The organism is Kitasatospora sp. P5_F3 (genome assembly GCF_054049135.1).
The window spans coordinates 1-23,184 of sequence record NZ_JBFUMY010000099.1 but is presented as its reverse complement, the minus strand read 5'-3'; the positions used below and the strand labels follow the sequence as shown (position 1 = coordinate 23,184).

Here is a 23,184-nt window from a genome sequence, read left to right as displayed (position 1 = left end):
CGGCGACACCGTCACCTACACCCAGACGGTGACCAACAACGGCTCAGCGAGCGCCACATCGACGACCTCGGCGCTGACCCTGTCCGGGTCCTCCGCGACGATCCTGTCCGCGTCCAGCTCGCAGGGCTCGTGCACGATCAGCGTGCCGACGGTGAACTGCACCATCGGCACCCTGGCCAACGCCGCGTCCGCGACCGTCACGGTCACGGTCGAACCGCAGGCGAGCGGCACGATCACCGCCACCGGCACCACCACATCCGCGGTCGCCGACGCAACGCCGGGCAACAACTCCGACGCGGAGAACACCACGGTCAACAACGGCCATGGCTGCACGATCACCGGGACCAGCGGCAACGACACGCTCAACGGCACCAACGGCAACGACGTGATCTGCGGCCTGGGCGGCAACGACACCATCAACGGCGGCAACGGCAACGATGTCATCTACGCCGGCACCGGCAACGACACCGTCGACGGCGGCAACGGCGACGACACCCTCTACGGCGGGGACGGCGACGACATCCTGGGCGGCGGCAACGGCGCCGACTACCTCTACGGCGAGGCCGGCAACGACACCAACTACGGCGAGACCCTCCTCGGCTCGCTCCTCTACCTGTTCGACAACGGCAACGACCACATCTACGGCGGCCCCGGCAACGACGACCTCGACGGCCAGAACGGCAACGACACCCTCGTCGACACCTCCGGCACCGACACCATGAGCGGCGGCCTGGGCAACGACACCATCAACGTCCAGGACGGCACCGGCGGCGACACCGCCAACGGCGGCCTCGGCACCGACACCTGCACCACCGACACCGGCGACACCCTTACCAGCTGCTGACCAGCGCCGACACAAACCGTGGGGGCCGCCCGCMCACGCCGGCGGCCCCCACGCGTTCAATGATCCCTCGCCCCTCCTGCGCGCATCGGGGCGCAGCTCGTTGGCAGGCTACCGAGCCAGACGCCTGGTGTCCGTCCCTCGTGCGGGTGAACGGGTGCCCGGCGGAGGTGGACCGGGCTGGTTAGACGGAGCGCGAGTCGCTTCAGTCGCTGCGGGGGCGGTTGACGGTGCCGGTCACGAACTCGTGGGCCCTCCGGAGAAGGGCAGGTACACCGCGGCGCCAGTCCGGCGGGCCGAGTCAACCTGCTGGGGGCGGCTGGACTCCTTCGGGCTCGTCAGGTCCGCCCACTGCGCGATCAGTCGCACTTGCCACTCCGTGTCTTCTTCGGGATCGAGGATGATGCGGGTCGAGCTGGTCGCCGGTCAGCTCGCCTCCGTCGAAGACGAATCCGGCCTTGTCCATCGGCCAGCCGGTGCCGGGCCCGCTGAACATCACGGCCAGCAGCCGGGGCTAGGGTCTGTCTCTTCGATCATGAGCGGAGCCAGATGATGATGGCTGCGAACGTGACGGTGCCGAGGAAGACATGGCCGCGCTTGTCATATCGCGTTGCCAAACCTCGAAAGCCCTTGAGCTTGTTGATCGCTCGCTCCACGACGTTGCGCTTCTTGTACCGCTCCTTGTCGAAGCCGGGAGGCCGACCGCCGTGCGAGCCGCGCTTGACGCGGTTGGCCGCCTGGTCGGCCTTCTCCGGGATCACGTGCCGGATACCCCGCTTGCGCAGGTAGGCCCGGGGCCGGCGGTTGCTGTACGCCTTGTCGGCACTGACGCTGTCCGGTCGCCTGCGGGGCCGCCCGGAGCCGGTCCTCGGAACGCGGATCTTCTCCATGACCGGCTCGAACTGCGTGCAGTCCGCGCGCTGCCCGGACGTGACCAGCAGGGACAGCGGCCGGCACCGGCCATTGGCACTCAGGTGGACTTTGGTGGTGAACCCGCCCCGCGAGCGGCCCAGGCCCTCACCTGCCGCACCACCTACGCCAGGTGGCCAGCCAGGCCCTTCCACGCCGGATCGATCTGGTGTTCCACCACCGCTACCCCCCTTTTTGAGGACAGGGCGGAGACGCTCTGCGAGCCCCGGCGGCCGCACTCGGGGTGGCGCTCGGGTGGACCGAGCCCTACTGGGTGCCGGAGCCGATCATCATCCTCGCGCTGTACATCGTCACAGGAAAACGCGACCGGATCCGGGGCAAAGCCATCGGCACCGCCGCCGGCGCCGGCGCCGCCCTGCCCGTGGCGATCCTCGCCCCGTCCGTCTGGGTCACCTCGGCCATCGCCACCGTCGCGTTCATCGCCGCTCTCACCCAGGCCAACAGGTACTGGCTCATGTACGGCCTCTACACCTTCGCCGTCGTCCTCGCCCTCGCCTCCCCCGGCCAGGTCGCCGTCGAAGCCGAACACCGCGGCTTCGAAATCCTCGCAGGCATCGCCATCCTCGTCATTGGCCTCGCCGTCGTCCACGCCATCGGCGACCGCCTCCTGCGGCACAGCCCACAACCCGAACTCGCAACCGGCAATCACAGCAGCTACTGACTTCGGCTGGTCAGGGTGAGGTTGGGGTGTCGAGGGTCAGGCGGGGCTGTCAGAATTCTGACGCTCCCTCGCCCCCTCACGTAGGACGGGGCGAGGGCCCGTCAGCCAGTGGCTGGCCTGTCGGCCTGCAGGATCCGGGGAGCACGTGGGATCGGCACGTGCCATCCCGGATGAAACCCACGCCGATGCCGGTAAATGATGGTCCGTCGTGAGCACCATTGACCCTGTGCGGTGGTCAGCAGGTGTGCGGAACCTGCTCGCCGGAGCCGATCCGCAGCTGAAGGGCCTGCCGACCGCCCACATGCTGCTACTGGCGTACGACCTCCTGACCGGCTCTCACCTCCGCAGACACCGGAACGGGAGAACGCGGTGTGGGCCACCACCGGCTGGTGGKGGCCCACAGTCGGTGTCAGGCCCGGACCTCGAACGAGTAGAGCGAGTAGCCGTAGCCGGTGGCGCGCGTGATGCCCTGCATCCGGACGTACCGACCGGTGGCGGCCGGGAAGGTCAACATGTCCAGACCCGCACTCGTCCGGCCGCGACGCTGGGCCACGGTGGTCCAGGTGCTCCCGTCGTTGGAGGTCTGGATGTCGTAGTCCCTACCGTAGGCGTTCTCCCAGCTCAGCCGGACAGAGGCGAACGTCTTGGAGCTCCCGAGGTCGACCCGCAGCCACTGGTTGTCGCTGTACGAGCTGGCCCAGCGCGTGGCGTCGTCGCCGTCCACCGCGTTGGCGGCCACGAGCGTCGACGTCTCGGTGGACGACGCCGTCGCCTGGCGCCCCTGCGCGAGGTCGTCGCTGATCACCTCGAACGAGAAGAGCGAGAAGCCGAACGAGGTACCGCGGGTGAGACCCTGCATCCGGACGTACCGACCGGTGGCGGCCGGGAAGGTCAACGTGTCCACCCCCGAAGCCGCCAGACCGCGACGCTGGGCCACGGTGGTCCAGGTGGTCCCGTCGTTGGACGTCTGGATGTCGTAGTCCTTGCCGTAGGCGTTCTGCCAGTTCAACCGGACCGAGGTGAACGTCTTGGAGCTCCCGAGGTCGACCCGCAGCCACTGGTTGTCGTTGTAGGAACTGGCCCAGCGGCTGACGTCCAGGCCGTCCACCGCGTTCGTGGCGGAGAGCCCGCTCGTCTCGGTCGAGGACGCCGTGGCCGGGCGGCCGTAGGCGAGGTCACCGGGGGTGCGGTTGAGCGTGATCGTGTCGGGCAGGTAACCCGTGCCCGGGCCCTGGCCGACCGTCGCGACCTTGAGCAGGAAGGCCGTGTAGTCCGTCCCGCCCGTCGTCGGGGACCACATCTTCTGGGCCAGTGCGGCGAAGCTCTTCTCGATCAGCCCGTGGACCTGCAACTCGGTGTAGTCCACCCAGGTCTGGTCGTTCCAGACCGCCGGCATCGCGCCGAGCAGGTTGGGGTCCTGCGCGGTGAGGTTGTTGCTGCCGCCGAAGATGTTGGGCGCCCAGCTGTTGAAGATGTAGCCGCCGTCGAGCCCCTGGCCGTGGTAGTAGTTCGCGAACGGCACCACGTAGAGCAGGGCGTCGTTGGAGTTGATCACCTTGTAGCCGTCGGCGATGGCGGCCGTGGGCGAGTACCAGCTGTTGTTCCAGCTGTTGATCACCATGTTCTTGTCGTAGCCCGCACCGCCCCCGGACATCTGGGTGAAGCTGCCCCATGCGTTGACGCTCTTGCCGAGGGACCGCACGTACGGGGCCATGGTGTTGACGTAGGTCTTGTAGGCACTCGCCATCGAGGACGGGTACTCGTCCACGCCGATGTGGACGGCCGGACCGCGGAACCACGGCGTGAACTCGGCGAAGACGCTCTTCATGAAGTCGGTGGTGGCGGGCTTGCTCAGGTCGAGATGGTCGGACGCGCCACCGTTGAGCCCCAGTTCGGGCTTGAAGTGGATGAACGCGAGGGCGTGCGCGGGCGAGTCAATCTCAGGGACGATCGTGACCGCGTTGTTCGCCGCCGTGGTCTCGAAGCCGTCCCAGTCGGCTCGCGAGTAGGACCCGTCCTGGGCCGCGAGTCCCGCGAACGCGGGGTTGGTGCTCGCGAGCCGGAACGCCGCCGGGGTCTTCGCGTAGTCGTTGTCGTACTTCGAAGCGAACCCGTTGTCGTTCAGGTGGATCTGCAGGGTGTTCATCTTTAGCCAGCCCATCCAGCGCAGCGAGGCCTGGATGTACTCGGGTGTGAAGAACCGGCGCCCTACGTCGAGCATGAACCCGCGCACGGCGTAGTCCGGGTAGTCGACCGCGGTACCCACTGGGAGACTCAGCTCGTCGGACGAGCTGATGACGGCCTGCAGCAGGCTGCGCGAGCCGTAGAAGGCGCCCTTGTCGCTCCCGCCGACGATCTCGACACCGGAACCGACCGCGAGCCGGTAGGCCTCGGGCCGCAACTCCGCCTTGGCCGATCCGAAGTCCGCTGCCGCATCGACGCGTATGGATATGTCGCCGGCCGCGGGCGCCCCGGTGACCACCGTGGGATGCAGCTTGGTCATCTCGGCCACGTCGGCCGCCACCTGCTTGGCCACCTGCTGCAGCCCGGCCGACGCCCCGGTCGGCACCACGACCCGGCTCGTCGCCGACAGCACCAGCCGTCCGGTTCCGCCCGACCACTGCTGCAGTGCGGGCACCACACCGGGCGGTGCCGAGTTCACCTCGGCCGCCTGCGCCATCCCGACTGCGGGCGCCAGCCCCGCCACGACCACGCCGACCACCATCAACCGCGACAACCGCGCGCACCAAAGGGTATTCATATGCGGACCTCCCACCGGGATGAAGGGGAACACGTGTGTGCAAGCACTGCCGACCCGAGGGCCGTCTCTCGAGCGGTGGCGCCGGACCTGAACAAGCCGCTCCCGGAAGGTCGCTGACGCTGCGTCGGAACGGGCCGGGGTGTGGGGCCGGCGACACGCGGCGGAGCTGTCGACCGCAGGCCAGGCAAGGGGGCCGCAGTGATGCTGTGCACGGCGGCAGGGGGTCTTTTCATGGCGTTCTTTCGGGGCAGGGATGGGGGTGGTGTTGCCTCGAACGGAGTCCGTGTAGGCGGATCCGTCAGCGGACGCCGGTGGGGACCAGGTCCCGGGTGGTGGCGTCCGAAGTCATCGCGACCATCACGCCGAGTTCCTGGCGGATGGCGTGGGCGGCGGCGCCGAACACGACGCTGTGCGTGCCCAGCGTCGAGAACCCATGAGCTATGACCTTGCTGTGTGGGAAGGCGAGCAGCCGGCAGATGACGCCGCTGCAGCCCTGTGCTTCACGGATTTGTATGACCGGTACATCGACACAGACGCACCTGCGGTTCCTCCGGTGGAGCGGATAGCGGCCTTCGTCTCCGCGCTCCTGGAACGGTGGCCCGATCTCACCGAGGATGAGGACGACCTCTCACCTTGGTCGACCGGTCCGCTGATCAGGGAGGCCCGTGGTCCGCTGATCTACTTCCCGATGCGCTGGAGCACGGCAATGGAGGCGTCCGCCTACGCGGCGGGCGTCGCTTCGTCGATGGGCCTCAACTGCTTCGACCCGCAGGCACGGCAACTTCGGCCATGACGATGGCCCTGGACCAGATCGGCTGAGACAGCACCCGACATTCAACCGCTTGGGACCAGGTCACCTGAGAGGACGTTCTGAACCGCTTTGCCCGATTCGACCGCTGGCTTGGGCCAGGTGGGCTGGTGGCGCGGAGTGACGGATTTGCCCGGGCAGTGCCGGGCGAACGAGGTCGATCCTATGCTGACGGTCGTGCGGGTACTGGGCATGAGCAGTGAGGACGAGATGGTCGCCTGCTTCTTGAGCGGCGAGCTGTCCAGCCGGAGGTTTGGCCAGAACCTCCGGTCCCACCTGGCGGCAGCCGGGCAGACCGAGCAGTTGCTGACGCATCCGGACCTCTCCGACACTGGAGCGAACTTCGCACGTCGCGCTCTGCTCGCTGCGACGCGCGGGTACGGCGAGAACCGCGACCTGTTCGAGAACTTCCCCACTCAAGTCACGTGGACCAGGGCACTCCTGTCCGCCGACGAGGCGGCCGGCGTGCGCTACCTCGACTATTCCTACTGGGTCGAACTGTCGGGTGGCAGCCGTCGGCCGAGCGACGCGGCCGGACGCATCAAGGCAGGGCTACAGGCGTTCGACGTTCCCAACGAACCGTTCGTCGACGCAGCCCACGCGCTCATCAGGGGCGAGCGGTTTCCTCCGCTCATCCTCGTCGGCGAGAGTCAGGACAATCTGGTCTGCCTTGAGGGCCATCTGCGCCTGACCGCCCACGCCCTCGTTGGCTTCGAGACCGACATCGAGTGCCTGATCGGCACCGCGCCGACCATGGGACGCTGGGCGCAGTAGTCCAGTCGCACCAAGCTCCCGGCGCCTCAAATAAACCTTGGAGGACGCTCTGGGCCGCTTTGCCCGATTCGCCTGTTGGCCCGGGTCAGAAGGACTGGTGGGCCGGCGAGTCCGGGTGGGGCCGCATCAGTAGCAGGTCCTCGCCCCAGGCGTCCAGCACCGCCGCGTGGCCGGCGGCCCGGGCAGCCGCCTCGACTTGGGCGAAGAGCTGCTGCTGCGGCGCCACTTCGCCGGTCGCGGTGATCCGGGCGACGGCGTCCAGCAGCGCGGCGCTCTCCCAGCCAGGCAGGGGGAACCGGTCGAGCTCCCAAGCCAGGTACTTGTTGTAGGGGCGTGGTCGGCGGTTCAGGGCGAAGAGCAGGTCGAGCAGGAATCCGACACTGGCGGCCGCGTCGAGGTGGCCGGCGAGCGGGTTGCCGTCGCGGTGGTTCTTGACCGAGCGGTAGAGCGAGTTGGCGTAGGCGTCCAGCAGGGCGGCGGCGGACCGGAAAGCCTCCTCGGCGCTGAGCCGCCCCATCGCGGCGACGATCCGGGTGACCTCCCCGTCGCGGCGGTCGACCAGCACCCGGGAGCGGGCGATGGCGTACCGCTCCCAGTCGGCGGGCCGGCGGAACCGTTCGAGGGTGGTGACGACCAGGTCGAGCCGCGCGGAGCGGTAGCCGTCGAGCGCAGCCAGCTCGCTCGCCGCGTCGTCGGCGAGGATGACGTAGAGGTCGTGGTCGGAGTGACGGGTGGTCATGCCGTCGTGGGCCCGGGAGCCCTTGAGGACGATCCCGACGACGGCCGGGTCAGCCGTCGCGTCGGCGACGAACGCCGCGAAATCCAGTGTCACGTCAGGTCCTTGCGCATCAGCGTGCACATCGTCTCGTACCGCTGGAGCGAACCGTCCTCGGCCTCCACATCCCAGGAGTCGAGCTCGCGGCTGAAGGCCCGGTAGCCCAGGCGTTCGTAGAGGGCGCGGGCGCGCGGGTTGCTCTCCTCAACGCCGAGTTCGGCGCGGGCCAGGCCCCGGGAGTCGATCCGCTGCTCGGCGGAGCGGATCAGCAGCGTGCCGATCCCGCAGGACTGCAGGGCCGGGTGGACGCCGAGTTGCCAGAGCGTGCCGGCGCCGGGTTTGACCGTGTAGTCGATGCCGCCGACCGCCACCGGGAGCCCGACCGGCGTGCAGACCGCCAGGTAGTCGATCTCGCCCGTCTCGGCGCGGCGGATCTGGTGGACGAGCTCGCGCACGTGCTTGGGGGAGCCGGCCCAGCCGCACGACGGCAGGTCCGCGTCGGTGAGGCCGCGCACCGACAGGTGCAGCCTGATCTCGGTCATCGCCGCATCCCTTCGACTCCAACAGTGGCCGTCTCCCATTTCAGCAAGCCGGTCCCCGTGCCGTCCAAGGGGTTTCGGCCCGGCCCCGACGTCAGCCGGAAGGGCTTGCGCTCGCGACCGGGGCCGGGCGTCGGCGAGGTTCGGGGCGTCCGGGGGCAGCACGGCGACGCCCGTGGGCGGGCGCCAGCCCGATTCAACCGTCGGCTCGGGTCAGGTGGGCTGGTGTTGCGGAGTTGCTCGGGCGGTGCTGGGCGAACAAGCCGGGTTCGGGCTCGGCGAGGACCCCGAGGCTGACCAGGCGCTTGAGCTTGTGCCGGGTGCTCTCGATGTTCTTCGGCATGATGGCGAGGTCGAGGCGCTCGCACAGGTCTCGGGCGCGCATCAGCCCGGCGGCGTCGGCGAAGGAGTCGAGGATCTGCTGGTAGGCCGGGTGGTTCGGCAGCACGGGTCGTGATTCGGCCAGCTCCGGGCCAGTGGGCGGTAGGGCGAGAAGCGTCTTGCGGGTCACTGCCAGGTTCTCCATCTCCTCGTCGAGTTCACGCAGGCGCGCGGTGAGCTCGTCGATCTGCATACGGAGTTGTTCCGCGGTGGCAGCAAGCTCCCGCTCGCGTGCCTTGATCCGCTCGAGGAGTGGTGTGATCTGGTCATCCATGCGGTCACCCGCGCCAGGTGGGCGTGGTCTGACCGGTCAGCCGGCGCGCTATCACGTCGATCATGGCCCAGCGCACCCTGGACTCCGAGGACTTCGGCCTGCTCTCGTAGTCCCGCACGAGCCGCCTGAACAGCATGAGGATGCCGAGCGTCTGCTCCACGATCCACCTCTTGGCCTGCGGGACGAAGCCGGCGCCCTTGTCCGCGGGGTTGCGTTCGACGATCTCGACGTCGATGCCGACCGCGGTGCCGTGCTCGACGACGATCTTCTTGAAGCCCTGGTCCACTAGCGCCTTCTTGATGGTGCCGATGGGGGCGACCTGGCCGAGCAGGGCGATGCCGAACACGTTGTCGTGGGCGCTGGCGGCCAGCACGGTCACGGCGATGACCAGGCCGAGGACGTCGACCGCCAGTCCGCGCTTGCGTCCGGGCACCTTCTTGGCCGCGTCCTTCCCGGTCGTGGCCGCGGGCACGGTCACCGCCGCGCGGACGCTCTGCGTGTCGATCACGACCAGGCTTGGATCCTCCGACCTCCCGGCCTTCTCCCGGACCTGCCAGCGCAGCAGGTCGTTTATCTTCACGTCCGTGCCGTCGTCGCGCCAGGCCGCGAAGTAGTAGTAGACGGCCGACTTCGGCGGCAGGTCGTGCGGCAGGTAGTCCCACTGGCAGCCGGTCCTGCCCTGGTACAGGATCGCGTTAACGATCTCCCGTATCTCGTACCGACCCTGATGCTCGGTCGGAGACGGATGGTCGGCCTTCCACGCCGCGATCACCGGCTCGATCAACGCCCACCGCTCATCGGACAGGTCGCTCTTGTAGGGCTAGCGGTCACTCACCCGGACAGCCCAGCAGGACCAAGCCGCGCGACCAGCCTGAACCGCCCAAGCCCACACGATCAGGTGACCACAAGACGGTCATACCGGCTCAGAACGTCCTCTCAGACTGCTCCCGCTGCATGGGCACCGCTACTGTGCCTCGGCACCATAGTTGACCCCGCTGGCGTGCGGCCAACAGGCGGCCCGTGAGGCGCTTGGCATGGAAACGGTCACCGAATTGTCAGGATGACTGTCCGCAGACGCGGGATTGGTGATTCTCCGGCCCCCCCGGGCCGGTCGTCCGGCCTGGGTTAGCCGCAGGAGTGCCAGGAGGTGGTGTAGTCGATGACTGTGTTGCCGTTCGGGTCGTGCATCACGATGCGCTCCCTGATGCACTCGTTCACAGCGTGCACCCAGACCGGGCCCGCGTAGCTGGCGAACATCCCGCTGTTAGTGCTGCCGCCACCGTCGCCGTCGGGGTCCGTGATGAACAGGTACGTCCAGGTCTTGGTGCCCGCGTACGCCGACTTCACGAAGACCGAGCAGTTCGCGTACCCGTCCCAGTAGGTGCGCAGCTCTCCGCCGGTACCACCGGTGACGGTCGGGATGGACTTGGTGTAGACCAGGTTCGCCGCCACCCCGTCCCGAGTGCAGCCGTAGGCGCCGGCCTGCGCGGCCGGTGCGGTGGCGAGCGTGGTGACCCCGAAACTGGCGGCGAGGGCCAGTGCGGTGACGGTGTTGCGTATGCGCATAAGAGTCTTGCCGTTTCCTCGAACTGATGGACCGTCGCAACCTAGCAGCCGGTCCGCCGCCCTGCCGAGCCGCTGCCGGGGCTTCGCCCTGGTGGGTGGACACGCTGATACTGGATCTGCTTGATCCGGAGGAAGCGAGAACACCGCCGATGGCGATGAAGGACTACTCGGACGAGTTCAGGGCCGATGCTGTGGCCCTGTACGAGTCCACGCCCGGGGCGACATGCAAGGACATCGCCGCTGACCTGGGCGTCAACAGGGCGACGCTGCGTGAGTGGGTGCTGAGGGACCGGGACCGCCGCGGCATCGCGCCCGTGGATGCCCGACGGGGCGGGACGACGCCGCCTCGGGCAGGACCGCCGGCTGCGTCGGCCGATCCGGACGAGCGGATCCGGCAGTTGGAGGCGCGGGTGGCCGAGCTTGAGGCGAGCGAGCGGAAGCTGGCCACCGAGCGGGACATCCTGCGCAAGGCGGCCAAGTATTTCGCCGGCGAGACGAACTGGTGAGCCGCTTCCAGTTCGTCCACGACCACCGGGACGCCTACGAGGTGAAGCGGCTGTGCCAGGTCCTGGACGTCAACCGGTCCAGCTACTACAAGTGGCTGGCAGGGGCCGACGCCAGAGCCGTCCGGCAGCAGGAGGACCAGGTCCTGGCCGAACGGATCCGCCGGATCCAGGCCGATTCCGGTGGCGCCTACGGCTCGCCGAGGGTGACCGCGGAACTGCGCGAGACCGGAACGAGGATCAACCACAAGAGGGTCGCCCGAGTCATGCGTACCCACCACATCGTCGGCATCCGCCGGCGAAGAAGGGTCCGCACCACCGTCCCGGACCCGGCCGTGACGGTCGTCCCAGACCTGTTCGAGCGGGACTTCACCGCCTCGGATCCGGGACGCAAGTACATGGGTGACATCACGTATCTGCCGCTGGCGGGTGGGGAGTTCCTCTGTCTGGCGACCGTGCTGGACTGCTTCAGCCGTAAGGTCGTGGGCTGGTCGATTGCCGACCACATGCGCACCGGCCTGGTCGCCGACGCGCTGCGGATGGCGGCCGCGACCCGCGGCGGCCTGGACGGGGCGGTGTTCCACACCGACCACGGGTCGCAATACGGGTCCCGGGCCTTCGCCGACCTGTGCTCGGACCTGGGCGTCACCCGGTCGATGGGCACCGTCGGCAGCAGCGCGGACAACGCGGCCTGCGAGAGCTTCCACGCCTCCCTCAAACGCGAAACGCTCCAGGGCGCCCGCGACTTCGGCGACCCCACCGCCTGCAGAAAGAGCGTCTTCGCCTGGCTGACCCGCTACAACACCCGCCGCCGACACTCCGCCAACGGCCATCTCAGCCCCAACGAATACGAACGCCGACACCACACAGCTAAACTCACGCTCGCCGCGTGACAACCAACCGCGTGTCCACCTTCACGGGCGAAGGCCCGAACCGGTTCTCACCCGCGGTCCACGGCCCAGCGGAGCCGGAACCGGCCTGCCGGGCAGGGGGCAGTTGTCGCCGGCACCGCCGGTCCCGGTCACGGCGTGAGACATGTGAGAGGGCGGGCCATGGACCGGCCCGCCCCTGCGGGGGTGCCGGCCGGCGTACAGCACGCCGAGGGTGACGCCGCCGATGATGGCCTCCGAGTCCTCGCTGACGAGGAAGTCGCGGAAGCTGAGGGTGAAGTCCTGGCGGCTGATCGCGCCGTCGCCGTCCCTGTCGAAGCGGTTGAATACCTGGGCTGTTCACGAGTGGGTCTGACCAGAAGCGGCGAAGGTCACTGAAGATCTCTTCCCGGGAGGATCAAGATCGTTTCCCACGCGAGGCTTCCTGCCGGAGCCTGTGCTCAGTCTGGCTTCACCCAGCCGTGTYGGACGGCGTATCCGCCAAGCTGCATCCGGGTCCGAACTCCGGCTATGTCCATGAGGTAGCGCAGGCGTCGGTGCAGCGTGCGCGGTGAAAGACCGAGCTGTGTCGCGGCCGTCGGGTCGGTCAGACCGGCCAGCAGGAGCGCGAGGATCTTTCGGTCGAGGTCGGTCGGGCCTTCCGCACCGAGCTCGACGGTGGTTTCGGCTTCTGCACCGGTGCCCGACAGCTCCAGCGGGTGGGCGGTGTGCCATACCGTCTCGAACAGCGCGTCCAACGCGTCCAACAGGCCGCTGCGGTGCAGCAGCACGGCGCCGGGCTCTCCGTCTGGTGTGACCGCGAGCGGGACCAGGCCGAGGTCGGCGTCGGCCAGTACGAGCTTCATCGGCAGCTGGTCGGCGACACGCAACTGCACGCCGTTGCGCAGTGAATCGATCGCATCGTCGATGATGCCCGGCTCCGCCAGCACGGCCCGGTCCAGTACCGCCCGGAAGTGCACGCCGCGGCCGATGGCCATGGGCTCGGCCGTGTTCTCGTCGGGCGGCAGGGCGACGAACGGTGCGGTGATGAAGCTGCGGACCTGCGTGCGGGCTGCCTGCTGGACCTGGAGGAAGCGATGGCGGATGGCGTCGACGCCCGTGACCACCTCGATCAGATCGCTGATGCTGCTCCCGGTCATCGCCGCCCGGTGTTCCTCGGCGAAGGTCACCAGTGCATGCTCGGCCATGCGCAGTCCGTCTCGGCGCTGGCCGATGAGAGCGCCGAGCGCCATCGCCGGCGGCGCGGCGGTGAACCGCTCTTCCGCCGACCTGGTCACCAGTCCCCATCCGACCAGTCGGGACAGTGCCTTGTCGACGTGGGCTTGTGAGAGAACGAGCAGATCCGACAGCGGCATCGCGGTGGAGTTCGGCCGTCCGAGCAGCGCCCGGTAGACGCGCTCGTCATCGGGTTCGAGGCCCAGAACATCCAGCATCGGCGACCGACTCTCTTCCGCTTGCCGCAGCGGGGAGAGTATGCGCCATGGCGACAGACCCTGAATAGTCCCTGCTGGGAGCAGGCGTGACGGGAAGGGCCCCGGGGAGTCGCCTCCCCGGAGCCCGACAGTGTGGTTCATCGCAGGCCGTACGCCCGGATGATCTGGTTCTTGACGCTGAAGCCGCTGTCCGTTCCGGCGCTCGCGCGGAGCGAGATGAATCCGCCGGGCTTCTTCGCCGTCCTGAACGAACCCGTCCAGTAGCCGTCGGCACCCTTGGCCAGGGTGACCTCCTGCCAGGTGGCGCCGTCGTCGTAGGAGACGTCCAGCTTCACCGTGGTGACGYTGCCCGGCACGGTGCCGGAGTCCATCGACACCGGCTTGAGCGCGATCTCCTGGGTCGTGTTGGCCTTGACGTCGCCGTGCAGGTCCGACTCCAGCTTGTAGTCCAGGTTCAGCACCGAGAACCGCTCGAAGAAGTCAGAGTCGACGGTGTCGGACATGAACGTCCATTCGGTGTGGGTGCGCGTCGACAACCGGAAGACTTCACCGGGCCGTTCCGCGTCGAGGATGGCTCGGTAGGGCAGGTGGCCCGCCRGCACCTCGATCCACTGCATGTCCGTGCTGTTCGGGTTGTCGTGGATCAGCGTGTCGCCCTGGAAGACCTGCAGGTGGGTCGGCGTCTCACCCCATTGCAGGAAGCCGCCCAGCCGCATGTTGTCGCTGGCGGAGGCCCATGCCTGCACGTTCCAGGTCATGTAGTTCTGCCAGCGGGAGTTGTACACGCCGAAGGACTCGCCCTGGCCGGGCCGGATCGCCGGAGCGAACCAGTCCAGACGGGTGGCGCTGCCCTTGGCATACGTGTTGTCGCCCGACACCATCACCCACGGCGAGTTCCCATCGACGCCCTGCGCGTGGAACTCCCGCCAGACCTGGCCCGGGGTCACCCATTCGGTACGGGTGCCCGGGTGCCACTCGGGCTCGGGGAAGTTGAACGACGGGCTGAGGGTGAAGTCGGACCGGTAACCTTCCGCCAACCCGCCGTCCGTGGCCGAGTAGTAGCGGGCATCGATCCGGGCGAGGTCGCCCTCGGTCGGCTTGTAGACCAGGGCCCGGTCCGGCACCCGGCCGGGGTAGTCCCGGGTCAGGTCGTAGACGAAGGGTGTGTACTCGGTCTGCTTCGCGTTCAGCATGAGGTTGCCGGCCTTGGCCATCGCGATGAGGCTCTTGCCCGCGTCGCGGTGCACGGTGGCGACCGGGATGGTCGACTCGCCGACGTACTCCATCAGGGCACCGACAGCGTCGTTGACCACGATCAGCGCTTTCGCACCGGCCGCGACCGCGGCCTCGGTGCGCTCCTGCGGCGAGACCTCGTCGCTGCGCTCGATGACGACGACCTTGCCCTTGGCCTTGGCCTTGGCCTTCTCGTACTCGGCCGCCGCGCCGTTGCCCGCGTAGACGGCGTTCAGCGTGTCCGTGGCGGTGCCCAGGGCGCTGCCCGCCTGCACCAGCGTCTCGAAGCGGAGCCGGTCGCCCGGCGTGCTCAGACTGAGTGGCGGCTCGCCCTTGCGCCAGCGGGTGATCAGCATGAACTCGCCCTGCGTCATCGGCTCCGTCGGCGCGACGTAGATGTCGTCGTACGACGGCGGCAGCACGTACGCGCTGCGGTAGTCCATGAACGGGTCGAGGCCCTTGTAGTGGACGTTGAAGTCGACCTTGCGCTGGCGGTCCTCGGTGCGCTGCGGCGCCTCGGTCTGCAGCAGGCGTGCCTTGCTCGCGTCGAGCACCACGTCCGCAGAGCCGTCCTTGATCACGGTCTCCGGGTCGACCAGCACGGCCAGACCCGAGTGGTCCGCCTGCTCGCCTGCCACGTCGAGGTACGCCGCGACGGTGTACAGGCCGGGTGCCATCCGCATGGTGGTCGAGCCGTCGACGTAGACCGACCACGGCCAGAAGTCGCCGGCCAGGTTGATCGTGACCTGCCCGGCTGCGGGCTTTCCGTCCCGGCCGACCAGCTTGATGTTCAGGTCGTAGCGCTCCTCCTCCTTGAGCAGCGCCACGGAGGTGCGGGTCACCGGCTTCCCCGTGGCTGCGTCGGCGGCTATGACGTAGCCGACGTGCCGGCCTGCCGAGGCGTTTCGCGGGTCACCGGTCACCGGGACGGCGGCGGCGGCGCCCGCCGGGACGGTCACGGTGGTGGCTCCCAGCGTGAACGAGCCGTCGTCGTTGGTCAGGGTCAGGTTCAGCGTGACGTCGCTGGAACCGGAGTTGGTGAAGGTCAGGTCCTTGGTGACGGCGACGTCGCTCGGCTCGTGCGGCCATGTGTAGTCGCCGAAGAAGAGCGATCCGGTGCCGCGGACCGTGGTGCGCACGGCGGCGGCCACGTCGAGACGGCCGGTGCCGACCTCGTACGGCGAGTACCCGCCGTCCAGGCCCTTCGCGGTGCTCATCAGGTGTTCCTTGAGCAGCGCGCCGGTCCAGTCCGGGTGCTGCTGGGCCAGGATCGCCGCCGCGCCGACCACGTGCGGGGTGGCCATCGAGGTGCCGCTGATGGTGCGGTAGAGGCCCTGGCCGCCGTCGGTCATCTCCTGCGAGCGGGCCGCGGTGATGTCCACGCCGGGGGCCGCGATGTCCGGCTTCATGCCGCCGGAGTAGGCCAGCGGGCCGGTGCTGGAGAAGGACGCGAGCTGGTCCTGCTTGTCCGTGGCGGCCACGGTCAGCGCCGAGGCGGCCGCGCCCGGGGCGGAGATGCTCTCCGGGCCGGCGTTGCCGGCGGCGATGACGAACAGCGTGCCGTACTGCGCGGACAGCGCGTCGACCGTTTGCGACATCGGGTCGCTGCCGTCCGTCGGGTAGGAGTCGCCGAGGCTCATGTTGACGACGTCCGCACCGGACTCGGCGGCCCACTGCATGCCGGCCATGACCCAGGAGTCTTGGCCGTAGCCCTCCGCRCCGCCGAGCACCTTGCCGACGAACAGGTCGGCGCCGGGAGCGACGCCCTTGTAGTTGCCTCCGGATGCGGCGCCCGAGCCGACGATCGTGCTGGCCACATGTGTGCCGTGCCCGTTGACGTCGGTGACGGCCTCACCCGGCACGAAGCTGACCGTGCCGTCGATCAGCCCGGCGAAATCTGGGTGATTGACGTCGATGCCGGTGTCGAGCAGCGCGACCTTGACGCCCTTGCCGGTGTACCCGGCCGCCCAGGCCTCGGGCGCGCCGATCAGCGGCACACTCTCCTTCAGGTCGGCCTTCACCCGACCGTCGAGCCACAGCTTCGCGACCCCCGCGCCCAACGTCGGACTGCCCTGCGGCGCGACGTTGGTCCAGAAGGTGCGGGCCTGCCGCTTCTCGGTGCTGAGCGCGGCACCGCGGATGCTCTTGAGGTCGCGGGTCAGTTTGCTGCCCGGGGGGGCCGTCGGCGGGGCAGCCGAGCGAGACTGCGGCTGGGCGTACGTCGCGATCAGCGGCACCTCGGCCGACTTCGCGTCGTCGTAGCCCATCTCGATCAGGTCGGTGACGTTGAACAGCCGCCGGTCCAGCTTGTCCGTGCCCAGCAGCGGCACCGCCTCGTCCGGGATGACGAACAGGTCACCCTTGACCTCCTGGATCTTTACGCCGCCGACGGCGCTGTCCGGCCGGTCGACGTCGGCGCTCTGCTTGCCGTCGGCCATCGTGGTGACCGTGACGACGTCGCCGGTGACCAGGGTGACCTTGTGGGTCGCCGAGGGCTTGGCGGGACCGGTGGGCTTGCTCGGAGCGGCTTGTGCGGGCGTTTGCGGAACTGCGAGTCCCGACGCCATCAGCGGCACCACGGTGGCGGCCGAGATCAGCTGCCAGCGCCTGCGGCGGAAGGCGGAAGATAGTGAAGGGGAGAACATGCGATGGGTCTATCGGCCAGTAACGCCGACGTGAATGCCTGATGAAGGCAAGTCCTTGCCATGGCACGGACTTGTCAGCCTTGAACCTCGCAAATCCGGGCAAGTCACACTTTCGTACGTGGGTATATGAGTCAGCGGTTGCAGCGAGAAGCCCTTGGCAACCGCTCGCCGCCCAGTGACGGCCTTGACTCCACCAGGCCCCGTCTGGAGCGTGATCAATGCTGTCGGTTCGGGGTAAGTGTGGCCTCCGGGCTGATCGAACGCCGGAGTGGCGCGACGTCTACAGACCGATTCGGGCGCACAACGAGGGCCTCACCGCGATGTCGCTCACTGCCAACGGGCCTCCCCCGCCCGTCGACTGACGAACGGTTCGCTCGCACCCCGAAGAGCCCAACCCCGGACCACCCCCGAACCACCGCCTGATGCACACTCGCGAAGGCCCGCCGAGATCGCACAGCACCTCGAACAAGCCCTTGGAGCACAGCGATGCCGGCTCGCAGGGCGGATTCAACCAGTCGTCGCAACACCTTGATCAGGGTGGTGTTGCATGGGGCGGCCAGCAGGTTGGATCACGACGCTGACGGGGCGTGCGGCGATGCGTTCGCCGGGGCGGCCCCCGATCCGGCGCGGTGTGGAGCGGGAGTTCTGGGTGCGGATCGCGGGGGGGGCTATCCAGCGAGGAGGCGGGGATCGCGTGCGGTGTCTCGGGAGTGGCCGGCTCGCGGTGGTTCCGCGAGGGCGGCGGTATGCCCACGCTGCGGCTGAGCCCTGACTCGGGCCGGTACCTGTCCTTCGCCGAACGCGAGGAGATCGCGCTGCTGCGGGCTCAGGATGCCGGGGTGCGGGAGATCGCGCGCCGGCTGGGCAGGTCGCCCTCGACGATCTCGAGAGAGCTGCGGCGCAACGCGGCCACCCGCGGGGCCCGGCTGGACTACCGGGCCTCGATCGCGCAGTGGAAGGCCGAGTTGGCGGCTCGGCGCCCCAAGACCCCGAAGCTCGTGGCTGACGAGCGCCTGCGCGACTACGTTCAGGCCCGACTGTCGGGCGAGGTCCAACTGCCGGATGGGTCAACCGTGTTCGGTCCGCAGACGCCGCAGTGGAAGGGGCGCAACAAGCCTCGCCGCGAGGACCGGCGATGGGCAACGGCCTAGAGCCCCGAGCAGATCGCAGGCCGGCTCCCGGCAGCGTGCCGTCGGCCACGTCACCCCCGAGACCGTACTCGCCCAGAGGCCGGCCGAGGCCGAGGACCGCGCGGTCGCCGGCCACTCGGAGGGCGACCTGATCATCGGCACCAACCAGTCCGCGATCGGCACCCTCGTGGAACGCACCACCCGGCTCACCGTGCTGCTTCACCTGCCTCGCCTTGAGGGATACGGCGTCGAAGCACGCGTCAAGAACGGTCCGGCGCTGGCGGGACACGGCGCCGAAGCCGTCCGGAACGCGCTCGCCGCTGCTTTCGAGACGCTGCCGGGACACATGCGCCGCTCGCTGACCTGGGACCGCGGCAAGGAACTGGCCCAGCACGTCCAACTGACCGCGGACACGGGGATGAAGGTGTTCTTCGCCGACCCGCACAGCCCCTGGCAGCGCGGCACGAACGAGAACACGAACGGGCTGCTGCGACAGTACTTTCCGAAGGAACGGACCTGTCCCGATGGACCGCCGACGAGATCAACACAGTCGCCGCCACCCTCAACAACAGACCACGCAGGACCCTCGACTGGAGAACTCCTGCCGAAGCCCTCACCGATCAGCTAATGTCGCCGGTCAAAGCCGGTGTTGCGACGACTGGTTGAATCCACCCAGTACACCAGTTTCCGCCTGGCCACCCACCTGGCGAAGGAGGAGATCGCGGCGAGCATCGGCACCGTCGGCGACGCCCTGGACAACGCCCTGATGGAGTCGATCATCGGTCTCTACAAGACCGAGGTCATCAAGCCCCGCGGGCCCTGGCGCGCGCTGGCCGACGTCGAGATCGCCACCGCCGAGTGGGTCGAGTGGTTCAACCAAGCCCGACTCTTCGGTGAACTCGGCCACATCCCGCCCGCCGAATACGAAGCCAATTACTACCAGTGACACCCAAACATGCAGGTCACAGCCACAACCTGAAGTCTCGGTCAAACCCGGAGCGGTTCAGGGCCCTGTGCAGCTTGGAGGTTGTCGAGACCGAAAAGCTGCGAGGAGGCCCTGTTGCGCTTTTGTACGCCGTCGCCGCGGTCGGCGGCAACTCCGTTCCCCCACGGTGTGACTGCTTCGCACACCGGTACGGCAACGCGGGTGACCACGGCGAACGTGTTCGGCGCTACAACAGCGATATGTCGGACGCCGAGTGGGTGGCGGTGCGGGACCTGCTGCCGGTGCCGGCGTGGATTGGCGGACGGGGCGGGCGGCCGGAGGGCTACTGCCACCGCCAGGTGCTCGACACGATCCGCTACCTGGTCGACAACGGCGTCAAATGGACCGCGCTGCCCGCCGATTTCCCGCCGTACAAGCGCGTCCATGCCTTCTTCACCCGCTGGCGCGACACCGGCCTGCTGACGGAGTTCCACGACCGGATGCGCGCCGCCGTCCGCACCGCGCAGGGCCGCGACCCCCAGTCGACCGCAGCGTTCATCGACTCCCAGTCCGTCAAAGCCGCCGCCAGCGTGCACAGTTCGACACGCGGCTACGACGGCGCGAAGAAAATCAACGGCAGCAAATGACACCTGGTCGTCGACACCATCGGCCTGCTCCTGACGATTCTGGTCACGCCCGCCGACGCCGGCGACCGGGCCACCGCCGCCGACATGCTCCCCGCACTCAAGGCCAAGTACCGCCTCCTGCACAGGATCTGGGCCGACAGCGGCTACACCGGCGACCTCGTCACCTGGGCGAAGACCAAGCTCGCCCTGGTCGTGGAGATCGTCAAGCGCACCGACGGGCGGGTCCGCCCTGTTGTCCGGCGTCGAGCTGTGACTCAGCAGGCCAACTGTCGTGTCAGCGCGGAATCTGTCGTCTGTGACCGCGGGGACTTCGCGGCGCCGGTGAGCCGTGACGCGCTAGTTGGAGCCTGGTTGCGAGAGTTGGAGCCCGTGCGACTGGGCGCCGACTAGGCTCACCTCCATGTCCGAGCCGACCCCTGACCCTCGCCTGCAGTCCTTGATCAACCAGCTCCGGCCGGGGGTCGTAAGGTCGGTGAGGGTCACTGGGTTCGACGGAGCGGACGTCCTGGTGCAGCTCGCAGATGCCGAAGGGGAGACGGCCGAGATCGGTCGGATTCCTCGCCATGAGGCGTCGATGCGTCGGATGGAGCATCCATCCGAGCTGTTTGAGGTCGGCCAGGTGATCAATGCCGAAGAGATCGGGCGTTGGCGCGAAGGTCAGCTTCACCTCTCCGCCAGGGCGTGCGAGATTCCGGCCTTGCGGTCCTTCCTCCTCGCGTTTGAACGTGGGCAGGTCGTCACTGGGACGGTCTCCGAGGTTCACAACTTCGGGGTCTTCGTTCACGTCGTCGGCGAGCCGGACGGCCTGTGCACTGGCTTCATCCGGGTGCCGGACCTGACGTGGGGCTGGATCAACCACCCCGCCGAGGCCGTCGAAGCCGGCCAGCGGATCACCGCTGAGGTGATCATCGCCGAGACTCGAACCGGACAGGTCACGCTCTCGTTGAAAGCTCTGCAGGAAGATCCGCTCATTCGGTTCGCGGATCAGCTCGGCCGGACCATCATCGGGCAGATCACCAAGATCGTTCCATTTGGTGTGTTCGTGCAGCTTRCTCCCGACGTTGTGGGGTTCCTTCACCTCTCGGAGCTGACGGACGAGCCGGTCGACACCCCGGATCAGCTTGTCGATGAAGGCGAGCTGATCACGGTGAAGGTCACCGAGATCGACCTCCCGCGTCACCGGGTACGGCTGGGCGCCGCTGGCGGAGCGGACAGAACTTAGCGAATGGACATGCCGGTGCCCGATTCGATCTTCTTGAAGAGGGCCCGCGGTGCTATCAACCGGCGCCGAGACCGTGCACGGCGTGCGGCCGGTCAGGGTCGACGAGCGCGAGGCGTTCATGCCCAGATGGCTGGTGTTATCTGGGGTTCCTAGGCTATTTGAGCAGGTCAGCTGGCATCTGGAGTTGTCAGGGATGTAAGGCACGTAGTCGAGCCTCCAATGCGACGTGTCCTGTGCCGCCTACATTTTCCATGCACTGTCACCGTGGCCTTCACCCGCCTGTGGCTCGCCCGTGATCGGCGGGCAGATAAAGCGGTGGTCGTCTGATTGGCTTCCCTGCCACGATCTGGGTGTGACTACGTTGTTCCTGATGGTCGGCCTGCCAGGAGCCGGAAAGACCACGCGGGCTCGGCAGCTCGCCGCGGAGCACGGCGCGCTGCGTCTGACGCCCGACGACTGGATGATTCCCCTGTTCGGCGAGGCGGAGGCGGACGGGAAGCGCGACGTGCTGGAGGGGCGCATGCTCTGGCTCGCCTTGGAGGCGGTCAAACTGGGCACCAACGTCGTCGTGGACTACGGCTGCTGGTCACGGGACGAAYGGTCTGCGATCCGCTGGCTGGTGGAGGCCGAGGAGGCGTGCTTCTGCATGGTCTACCTGCCGGTGGACGATGAGACCCAACGCGCCCGTATCGCCCATCGCTGGGCGACCACCCCAGAGGAGACGCTGCCGATGTCCGAGGCCGACATCCTGCACGGGCGGGCGCATTTTGAGGATCCCGACGCGGCGGAGCTGGAGGGCCGCGGGACCACCGGCCCGCCGCCCGGCTGGGTGGGCTGGCGGGAGTGGGCCGCCGCCAGGTGGCCGTCGTTCGCGTGACTGCTGCAGCCCCCGACAACTCAGCCGTAGCGGGCGTGCCCGCACAAGCCCGAAATGTTCCCCGCTGGGCAAGAATTGACGTTCACTCCGTTGGCTTCGTTCAGCGCGGGGCTGCCGGTGGGCGCCCCGCTCATCCATCGTGAGGAGACCTGGCTTGACTGTCTCAGCTTGACTCTGTCGGGGTTCTTGGAGTTTCCCGGTGTGCCCACCTGGCCAGCGGGCATGCTCGTGGCTGATCGAAGACCGATGCAGTTGTCGAGGTGTCAGTTGTCGCTCCCCCCGTTCCGGTGAGCAAGTCCCCACTCTGACCGCGAAGATCGCGCGGGCGAGCAACCCGGGCGGTACGACCGCGATGTGGGTACGGGACCGGTTGGACGGGCTGTGGTGCGACGAGGACTTCGCGGGCTGGTATCCGCGCGATGGCCGACCCGGTCTTTCACCGGCCCAGTTGGCCACCGTGTGCGTGCTGCAGTTCCTGCTCGGCCTGTCGGACCGTCAGGCGGCGGAAGCGGTCCGCTGCCGCATCGATTTCAAGTACGCCATGGCCATGGAACTGGACGATCCCGGCTTCCACCACAGCGTGCTGGCCGACTTCCGCGAGCGACTGGTCCTGGACGACCGCGCCGACCGTCTCCTCGATCTGGCGCTCGCGCGCCTGAAGGAGGCCGGACTCGTAAGCGAGCGCACCACGCAGCGCACCGACTCCACCCATATCCTGGCCGCGGTGCGCGACCTGACCCGCCTGGAACTGATCACCGAGGCGGTCCGTGAGGGCTTCGACCGGGACGACTTCCACATCGACTTCGATCACCTGCCCCCGTGGCCAGGTCAGCCAGGGCCGGCACGGTCCCTACCCGACCTCCTCACCCACCGCCGCACCGCTGACCGTGGCGCGGTTCACCGAGAGCCAGTGCCAGTCGTGTCCGGACCGCCCCCAGTGCACCAAGGCCCGCGCCCGGAACATCGGCTTTCCACCACGAGAACTCCGCGACCTGCAGGTCCGCGTTCGCGCCGAGCAGCAGACACCCGACTGGAAGGCCCGCTACGCGGTCCGCTCCGGAGTGGAGGGCACCATCAACGAGTTCGCCCACGGACACGGCATGCGCCACTGCCGCTACCGGGGACAGCCGAAGCCCACCTGCAACACGTCCTCACGGCCATCGCCGTAAACATTGAACGACTCAGCGGCCAGCCAGCCACGGAGGAAGCCCCTCCGTTCAGACCGCCGACCGCATTCCAGACCTACCTGGATGAGAACGACATCCCTAGGCCGAAATCCTGGCGAACCCTTGGCACTTGAGCCCGATCATCCAAGATCCCCGACAGAGTCAAGCTGACGAAGCCTCCCTACGCTGACCTAGGTCAGCGA

At 68.3% G+C, this 23,184-nt stretch carries 19 protein-coding genes and 3 pseudogenes; 13 read left to right on the top strand and 9 right to left on the bottom strand.

The genetic code is table 11. From position 1 onward, the window contains the following. The first annotated feature begins 28 nt into the window (after positions 1 to 28). Positions 29 to 844 (top strand): calcium-binding protein, encoded by an 816-nt coding sequence (locus ACXJMZ_RS33745; protein ID WP_457033829.1) that lies wholly within the window; start codon positions 29 to 31, stop codon positions 842 to 844. Positions 845 to 1,374: 530 nt separating this feature from the next. Here the strand turns inward: ACXJMZ_RS33745 and ACXJMZ_RS33740 are convergent. Beyond that, positions 1,375 to 1,860 (bottom strand): annotated as a pseudogene (locus tag ACXJMZ_RS33740) (IS5 family transposase); the annotation flags it as partial. Between the two features lie 107 nt (positions 1,861 to 1,967). Here ACXJMZ_RS33740 and ACXJMZ_RS33735 point away from each other — a divergent pair. Next, complete coding sequence (locus ACXJMZ_RS33735) at positions 1,968 to 2,432, top strand: FUSC family protein (protein ID WP_457033828.1); 465 nt, start codon at positions 1,968 to 1,970, stop codon at positions 2,430 to 2,432. 409 nt (positions 2,433 to 2,841) lie between these two features. Here ACXJMZ_RS33735 and ACXJMZ_RS33730 read toward each other — a convergent pair whose 3' ends face one another. Beyond that, on the bottom strand, positions 2,842 to 5,169 hold the full coding sequence (locus ACXJMZ_RS33730; protein WP_457033825.1) for a discoidin domain-containing protein: 2,328 nt from the start codon (positions 5,167 to 5,169) through the stop codon (positions 2,842 to 2,844). Positions 5,170 to 5,626: 457 nt separating this feature from the next. Between ACXJMZ_RS33730 and ACXJMZ_RS33725 the strand changes: the two genes are divergently transcribed. Continuing rightward, positions 5,627 to 5,986, top strand: coding sequence for a hypothetical protein (locus tag ACXJMZ_RS33725; RefSeq protein WP_457033824.1), 360 nt, complete (start codon positions 5,627 to 5,629; stop codon positions 5,984 to 5,986). A 180-nt stretch (positions 5,987 to 6,166) separates the two neighbouring features. Beyond that, entirely contained in the window at positions 6,167 to 6,775 is a 609-nt protein-coding gene (locus tag ACXJMZ_RS33720; RefSeq protein WP_457033823.1) for a hypothetical protein, read from the top strand. Positions 6,776 to 6,860: 85 nt separating this feature from the next. Here ACXJMZ_RS33720 and ACXJMZ_RS33715 read toward each other — a convergent pair whose 3' ends face one another. The 5 genes from ACXJMZ_RS33715 to ACXJMZ_RS33695 form a co-directional block, all read right to left on the bottom strand. Further along, the gene (locus tag ACXJMZ_RS33715) at positions 6,861 to 7,607 is read right to left on the bottom strand and encodes a hypothetical protein (RefSeq protein WP_457033822.1); all 747 of its coding nucleotides are present in this window, start codon (positions 7,605 to 7,607) and stop codon (positions 6,861 to 6,863) included. Next, positions 7,604 to 8,092, bottom strand: coding sequence for a GNAT family N-acetyltransferase (locus ACXJMZ_RS33710; protein WP_457033821.1), 489 nt, complete (start codon positions 8,090 to 8,092; stop codon positions 7,604 to 7,606). Before ACXJMZ_RS33710 ends, ACXJMZ_RS33715 begins: the two co-directional genes overlap by 4 nt. A 193-nt stretch (positions 8,093 to 8,285) precedes the next feature. Then, positions 8,286 to 8,744, bottom strand: coding sequence for a hypothetical protein (locus ACXJMZ_RS33705; RefSeq protein WP_457033820.1), 459 nt, complete (start codon positions 8,742 to 8,744; stop codon positions 8,286 to 8,288). A gap of 4 nt (positions 8,745 to 8,748) precedes the next feature. Continuing rightward, positions 8,749 to 9,549, bottom strand: a complete 801-nt coding sequence (locus ACXJMZ_RS33700; RefSeq protein ID WP_457033827.1) for an IS5 family transposase — start codon at positions 9,547 to 9,549, stop codon at positions 8,749 to 8,751. A gap of 320 nt (positions 9,550 to 9,869) precedes the next feature. Beyond that, complete coding sequence (locus ACXJMZ_RS33695) at positions 9,870 to 10,310, bottom strand: hypothetical protein (RefSeq protein ID WP_457033819.1); 441 nt, start codon at positions 10,308 to 10,310, stop codon at positions 9,870 to 9,872. Positions 10,311 to 10,459: 149 nt separating this feature from the next. Between ACXJMZ_RS33695 and ACXJMZ_RS33690 the strand changes: the two genes are divergently transcribed. Continuing rightward, a protein-coding gene (locus ACXJMZ_RS33690) for an IS3 family transposase (protein WP_457033818.1) occupies positions 10,460 to 11,706 on the top strand; the annotation gives its coding sequence in 2 pieces (ribosomal slippage) (positions 10,460 to 10,802 and positions 10,802 to 11,706; 1,248 coding nt in all). Positions 11,707 to 12,143: 437 nt separating this feature from the next. On the opposite strand, the gene ACXJMZ_RS33685 is transcribed toward ACXJMZ_RS33690, so the two are convergent. Further along, positions 12,144 to 13,136, bottom strand: a complete 993-nt coding sequence (locus ACXJMZ_RS33685; protein ID WP_457033817.1) for a helix-turn-helix domain-containing protein — start codon at positions 13,134 to 13,136, stop codon at positions 12,144 to 12,146. Between the two features lie 137 nt (positions 13,137 to 13,273). Beyond that, positions 13,274 to 17,014, bottom strand: coding sequence for a S8 family peptidase (locus ACXJMZ_RS33680; RefSeq protein WP_457033816.1), 3,741 nt, complete (start codon positions 17,012 to 17,014; stop codon positions 13,274 to 13,276). A 547-nt stretch (positions 17,015 to 17,561) separates the two neighbouring features. On the opposite strand from ACXJMZ_RS33680, the pseudogene ACXJMZ_RS33675 reads away from it, so the two are divergent. The 8 genes and pseudogenes from ACXJMZ_RS33675 (at position 17,562) to ACXJMZ_RS33640 (ending at position 22,984) form a co-directional block, all read left to right on the top strand. Further along, positions 17,562 to 18,810 (top strand): annotated as a pseudogene (locus tag ACXJMZ_RS33675) (IS30 family transposase). Then, on the top strand, positions 18,794 to 19,090 hold the full coding sequence (locus ACXJMZ_RS33670; RefSeq protein WP_457033815.1) for an integrase core domain-containing protein: 297 nt from the start codon (positions 18,794 to 18,796) through the stop codon (positions 19,088 to 19,090). The pseudogene ACXJMZ_RS33675 and the gene ACXJMZ_RS33670 overlap by 17 nt, the downstream one beginning before the upstream one ends. A 74-nt stretch (positions 19,091 to 19,164) precedes the next feature. After that, on the top strand, positions 19,165 to 19,716 hold the full coding sequence (locus ACXJMZ_RS33665) for a transposase (RefSeq protein ID WP_457033814.1): 552 nt from the start codon (positions 19,165 to 19,167) through the stop codon (positions 19,714 to 19,716). A gap of 3 nt (positions 19,717 to 19,719) precedes the next feature. Further along, positions 19,720 to 20,106, top strand: coding sequence for a transposase (locus ACXJMZ_RS33660; protein ID WP_457033826.1), 387 nt, complete (start codon positions 19,720 to 19,722; stop codon positions 20,104 to 20,106). Between the two features lie 10 nt (positions 20,107 to 20,116). Continuing rightward, a complete protein-coding gene (locus ACXJMZ_RS33655; RefSeq protein WP_457033813.1) occupies positions 20,117 to 20,938 on the top strand; it encodes a S1 RNA-binding domain-containing protein in 822 nt (273 codons plus the stop codon). 352 nt (positions 20,939 to 21,290) lie between these two features. Next, positions 21,291 to 21,815 carry an AAA family ATPase gene (locus ACXJMZ_RS33650; protein WP_457033812.1) on the top strand — a complete coding sequence of 175 codons (525 nt, stop codon included), beginning with the start codon at positions 21,291 to 21,293 and terminating at the stop codon, positions 21,813 to 21,815. Between the two features lie 352 nt (positions 21,816 to 22,167). Continuing rightward, a pseudogene (locus ACXJMZ_RS33645) lies at positions 22,168 to 22,389 on the top strand (transposase); the annotation flags it as partial. Positions 22,390 to 22,582: 193 nt separating this feature from the next. Further along, on the top strand, positions 22,583 to 22,984 hold the full coding sequence (locus tag ACXJMZ_RS33640; protein WP_457033811.1) for a transposase: 402 nt from the start codon (positions 22,583 to 22,585) through the stop codon (positions 22,982 to 22,984). Positions 22,985 to 23,184 lie beyond the last annotated feature (200 nt).

What these genes read in the sequence shown, in the direction of transcription:
- ACXJMZ_RS33725 (WP_457033824.1), top strand. Translation starts at nt 5,627, where the DNA reads ATGAGCTATGACCTTGCTGTGTGGGAAGGCGAGCAGCCGGCAGATGAC.
- ACXJMZ_RS33720 (WP_457033823.1), top strand. Translation starts at nt 6,167, where the DNA reads ATGCTGACGGTCGTGCGGGTACTGGGCATGAGCAGTGAGGACGAGATG.
- ACXJMZ_RS33710 (WP_457033821.1), bottom strand. Translation starts at nt 8,092, where the DNA reads ATGACCGAGATCAGGCTGCACCTGTCGGTGCGCGGCCTCACCGACGCG.
- ACXJMZ_RS33705 (WP_457033820.1), bottom strand. Translation starts at nt 8,744, where the DNA reads ATGGATGACCAGATCACACCACTCCTCGAGCGGATCAAGGCACGCGAG.
- ACXJMZ_RS33695 (WP_457033819.1), bottom strand. Translation starts at nt 10,310, where the DNA reads ATGCGCATACGCAACACCGTCACCGCACTGGCCCTCGCCGCCAGTTTC.